This is a genomic window from Bacillota bacterium, assembly GCA_013178125.1.
Taxonomy (GTDB): Bacteria; Bacillota; SHA-98; order Ch115; family JABLXJ01; genus JABLXL01.
On record JABLXJ010000047.1, the window covers coordinates 1 to 4,212 of the forward strand.

At 52.3% G+C, this 4,212-nt stretch carries 7 protein-coding genes and 2 tRNA genes; 5 read left to right on the plus strand and 4 right to left on the minus strand.

Annotated elements, in window-relative coordinates:
* The first annotated feature begins 21 nt into the window (after nt 1–21).
* Complete coding sequence (locus tag HPY71_15530) at nt 22–249, plus strand: hypothetical protein (GenBank protein ID NPV54900.1); 228 nt, start codon at nt 22–24, stop codon at nt 247–249.
* A 72-nt stretch (nt 250–321) separates the two neighbouring features.
* Here HPY71_15530 and HPY71_15535 read toward each other — a convergent pair whose 3' ends face one another.
* The gene (locus HPY71_15535; GenBank protein ID NPV54901.1) at nt 322–528 is read right to left on the minus strand and encodes a hypothetical protein; all 207 of its coding nucleotides are present in this window, start codon (nt 526–528) and stop codon (nt 322–324) included.
* A gap of 22 nt (nt 529–550) precedes the next feature.
* Here HPY71_15535 and HPY71_15540 point away from each other — a divergent pair, with 22 nt between their 5' ends.
* From HPY71_15540 to HPY71_15555, 4 genes are read left to right on the plus strand one after another with little or no spacing between them, the layout of a single operon-like run.
* Nucleotides 551–787 (plus strand): hypothetical protein, encoded by a 237-nt coding sequence (locus tag HPY71_15540; protein NPV54902.1) that lies wholly within the window; start codon nt 551–553, stop codon nt 785–787.
* On the plus strand, nt 784–927 hold the full coding sequence (locus HPY71_15545) for a hypothetical protein (protein ID NPV54903.1): 144 nt from the start codon (nt 784–786) through the stop codon (nt 925–927). Before HPY71_15540 ends, HPY71_15545 begins: the two co-directional genes overlap by 4 nt.
* 9 nt (nt 928–936) lie before the next feature.
* The gene (locus tag HPY71_15550; protein ID NPV54904.1) at nt 937–1,419 is read left to right on the plus strand and encodes a tetratricopeptide repeat protein; all 483 of its coding nucleotides are present in this window, start codon (nt 937–939) and stop codon (nt 1,417–1,419) included.
* Nucleotides 1,420–1,465: 46 nt separating this feature from the next.
* Nucleotides 1,466–1,897, plus strand: coding sequence for a copper amine oxidase N-terminal domain-containing protein (locus HPY71_15555; GenBank protein NPV54905.1), 432 nt, complete (start codon nt 1,466–1,468; stop codon nt 1,895–1,897).
* A gap of 346 nt (nt 1,898–2,243) precedes the next feature.
* Here the strand turns inward: HPY71_15555 and HPY71_15560 are convergent.
* The 3 genes from HPY71_15560 to HPY71_15570 form a co-directional block, all read right to left on the minus strand.
* Nucleotides 2,244–2,319 (minus strand) — tRNA-Thr (locus HPY71_15560).
* A 10-nt stretch (nt 2,320–2,329) separates the two neighbouring features.
* Nucleotides 2,330–2,404, minus strand: a tRNA-Gly gene (locus HPY71_15565).
* 284 nt (nt 2,405–2,688) lie between these two features.
* Nucleotides 2,689–4,071, minus strand: coding sequence for an ISKra4 family transposase (locus HPY71_15570; GenBank protein ID NPV54906.1), 1,383 nt, complete (start codon nt 4,069–4,071; stop codon nt 2,689–2,691).
* Between the last annotated feature and the right edge of the window lie 141 nt (nt 4,072–4,212).

The following is a 4,212-nucleotide window of genomic DNA, read 5'->3' on the forward strand; positions in this document are numbered from 1 at the left end:
GGGCCAGATACGGCTCGAATCATGTCTTGGAAACGTCGAGCAGCGCCTCGAGTCCGTGTAGAGAAAGGCCAACTGCGGCTTGAAGCCCGTCTTGAAACCGAGGTCATTGATAAGGTTCGCGCCCTGTTCGATGACCGGGAGGTCCAAAACGACAGACTCGACCGAATTGAAAGCAAACTCGACGACATCTCTACCGACACCCGCTACCTTGTTGCAAGGGTCGCCAAACTCGAGAAATCGGCCAAGTAGTTTGGCCCACTCGCCCCTACTACAGTATCTATTTGGCAAGGAGCAAACACGTTGAATCGCCATCCCTTGCCGTTACTTTTTCATCCAGGTTTCCCTTGATGTTGTGTATTTTCTGCCGCGCCCATCGACCACCAGATAGAAGAGCTCGAGCGTACCGGCATCCCACCTAGAGAGAAGGACTACGACATCGGCGACGAAGAAGGGCGCCTTGTCACGGTTCCCGACTTCGCCTGGCCAGATGTGAGGTTGGCCGTCTATTGCGACGGCTTTGCGTATCACGGCAACCCGGACACGCTGGAACTTGACAGCCAGGAAGCGCAACTACCTCCAGACCCGCGGCTGGCTGGTCTTCACCTACTGGGGTGGGGCCGCACGATCCTCAAAAACCCGGACGCGTGTGCTCGGGAGGTGGCCGAGGCCTACCGAACACGGCGGAGAGCGAAAATCTGACAGCATGGCGCTGCTGGAGGCCGGGATCGAGCGGGTGGCCGAATTCGCGGAGCGCATCATGAGGATGCTGGGGAGGAGGTCAGCGTGAGAAAGAGTGCTGCACCTGAATGGTCACCCCTGGAGGAGCTGGTGCCCATAGACGTGTTCAAATCTGAAGTGCTGGTCTGGGCACAGCGTGTCGGGGTGATACCGAAGGAGATCAACGTGCCGCCTATGAAATGTAAATAGGGGCAGATTTTGACTTGCTGGGATGGCAACGAAGGTGGGAACCTCGGGAATTACCAGGAAGCGGCCAAGGTGTTTGAAAGGTATCTGGCTGCCAGGCCCGACGACTATGTGGCCAAGGCAAACTACGCCAACACCCTCGGACTCGGACTCCTGCGGGAGTATGAGAAAGTGATCGAAGTCTTGCAGTCCTTGCCAACAGAGGTAGAGCAGGAGCTGGTAGTCATCAACGCCCTGGCTTCAGCCTTTCTAGGCTTGAACAAGCCTGAACTTGCCCTCGAGGTTTTGGAGAAAGGCTCCAGCAACAAGCGAAAGATGACCGATGAACACATGAAGTTGTTCCGGTACCTATTGGGTGTGACTTATAAAGAACTTGGGGAGGTGAAGAAGGCGATCCAGCAGCTCAACAAGGTCTACATTGAGGATGCCGAATATGCTGATGTCAAGGAACTCCTGGAGGAGCTCAGTGGGGGTAAGACAACGGGAGGAAGCTAGGTTGCGCCGATAGCCAGTCAACAAAAGAATCAGGAGGGTTATGGCCATGCGTGTATTCCGGAGCATACTCGTGGGTGTTGCCGTTTTCCTCAGTCTTGCAGGGCTTGCCTTCGCTGTCTCACCGATACGTATTGTGGTAAACGGGATAGAGTTGAGCCCGGCCGTCCAAGCCCGGCTAATTGACGGCCAAATCATGGTTCCGCTGCGCGTGGTCGCCGAAGCCTTAGGCGCCGATGTAAGGTGGGAACCCAATGAATCCTGTGTTTATATAACAACCAAAGCAGCCGGCGAAACAGCCAGCGAACCAGCACCACAGCCAACCGAAGAAAAGCAGGTAACTGTCTACATAACCAAAAGTGGGAGCAAGTACCACAGGCTGGGTTGCCGATTCCTCTCCAAGAGCTGTATACCGATAAGTTTGGAGGATGCAAAGGCGAGAGGGTATGCTCCTTGTAGCGTATGCAATCCTCCGCAATAGGCAGCCCGGAGCCGGATGAAGACATGATCAATTCAACTACTCCCCGCCCCGCCTTCTCCAAACCCAACGACGGCTCTCAGCCAGCCGGGTAGGGCGGGGCCCCGTAAAGGAACATTTGATCAATGAGGGTTTCCTTTAAGAATGCTATAGATCATCCCAAGACCCCAATACAGGCAAAGGTATTGAGGTGATCCCATGAGAGGCTACATCTCGCGGCACCAAAAAGGACGCCGAGGCGAAGCAGGCTGAGGAACGGCCCTTCTACGGGCCCGCATATCGTGACTATAACCTGGTCTTTACGGTCCCCGGGGGAGGCCCGATAAGCCCCCGGAACCCTTGAAATACTTGGAGCCGACGACCGGGATCGAACCGGTGACCTGCGCATTACGAGTGCGCCGCTCTGCCTGCTGAGCTACGTCGGCACCATAGAAATGGAGCGGATGACGGGATTCGAACCCGCGACCCTCGGCTTGGGAAGCCGATGTTCTACCACTAAACTACATCCGCCCGCACATGAGATTCAATTTGCCTACCTTGTGTCTATATTCTAGCGTAAATCTTCCCCGAATGCAAGCCCTTGTTGCGTCAGGGGCGCATAACTTCTTTATGATCCAGAAGATGAACCGACTGGCAGTACAGGGATCATGCTCCCAATCAAGGTGGCAGTCCTGCCAGATCCCATCTATCCACCCAAGACATTACTCCTATGGAGGCCTTCCCCAGTACAAATGGGTATGCGAAAGGTACACCCAGGCTCTCCCTGCCTCTTAACTATCTCCACTGGGCCGGCGTCAACCAGCTATACACCCTGTAACTTCATCCCATAGATCGCTCTTATACTTTGCCCTCAAACTCGCGATATACTGGGCCCCCTCCAGGCTCCATCTCATACCCGGCTGCTTCATCCTCTTCTGGATAACTACCTTGTGCCCACTCTCTACTGAACCGCTCCCGATAAAATACCCCATAGATTCAAATTCCTTGTACCTCATCCGCTCCCTGTTAACACTCAGGTAATGAGGCAGGTTTACTACTTCCTTAGGCAATCCCGCCTTCGGCATCCTTCCCTCCGCCATCCTTATCGCTTCATCTATTCGGCCCTCATAAATATGCTCTGTCACCTCTTTTACCCATCGCTTCCGGTTTACCTCGTCCTCCGGATACAAGAACTTGGCAAACTCATTTACATTCTCGCTCAAGTGATAGTAGTCTAGAATCTCGGCCTCGGCATCGGGGAATAGCTCACAAGCAATGTTCCATATCCATTGCGCACCATCTCCAATGATCACTACCTTCTTTATCCTTCCGTAACCCTCCTTTACTGCCGCTGCCCATAGAAACTTCTTGAATTCTTGCGCTTCCCCCACATAAGCCACATACCTCTTCCTCTGTATCTCCGATTTCTCCTTGCCAGCCTTTATGACATCCCTATCCCTGAAGAGTAGACCTACTTTAACCTCCCTCCACGTCTGCCCGGTCTGATCCTCATCCCTGGTATTTAATAATGATCCGTCCATGAAAATATAAAGGACCCCTTCTTCTTTCTTATCCTCCGGAATGTATTCAACAGCCTTATCTTGATGCTCATAGAGGTATTCCGCCTCAGCCAAATCCTTCTCATATACCTTTTTGCCTATTTCTTCGGACACCACCTGTATGCTCTTATGGCTGATACTCAAACCCAAGAACTTGAAGAACCTCTCTATTGTTTTCTTACCCTCATCAAATGACCCCAATAATTGGCCCGTGTAGGTTATGAGGTCTATCATCCCTTTAGTCATCCTGTGATCGGTATCGATGCCAATCTGCTCGTCGATTATGCCGTATCCCTTCCCGCAGGCCCTGCAATGCATGTAGTCCCTGCGTATCGGTATATGACCCAACATTGAGAGTATATTTATCAGTGAATCCGCCTTGCTCTTGGTCATCCTCCTGCCACAGATAGGACAGCGTGCTTCCTCGGCATTTTGGGGCCCAACCTCAGAGAGAACAGCCCCGCCCATATCCAAGACAATCTTAGTGATTGCGGAGACGGCCTCCTCCATCAGAATCTCCACCGAATCAACATTCAGCTCGCCCTTTTCCCGTTTAGCATCAGCCTGTTCAACGAATTTCCTTAAAATACCTTCGATATTCTTTGCACCTTGTGATACAATGTTAGTATCATTATGCATGGCCTAAGATTCCTCCTTTTTGTAGGATTTACGAGGAAATCTTAGGCCATTTCTCTACTCTATTTCAAAGGGAACTGCTACATCGCCGGGAAGACCATGGCTCTATTACCTTGTCCTTCTTCACTTTTATCTTATGCGCCC

Coding starts and splice junctions, on each gene's coding strand:
- HPY71_15555 (NPV54905.1), top strand. CDS start 1,466: ATGCGTGTATTCCGGAGCATACTCGTGGGTGTTGCCGTTTTCCTCAGT.
- HPY71_15530 (NPV54900.1), top strand. CDS start 22: ATGTCTTGGAAACGTCGAGCAGCGCCTCGAGTCCGTGTAGAGAAAGGC.
- HPY71_15570 (NPV54906.1), bottom strand. CDS start 4,071: ATGCATAATGATACTAACATTGTATCACAAGGTGCAAAGAATATCGAA.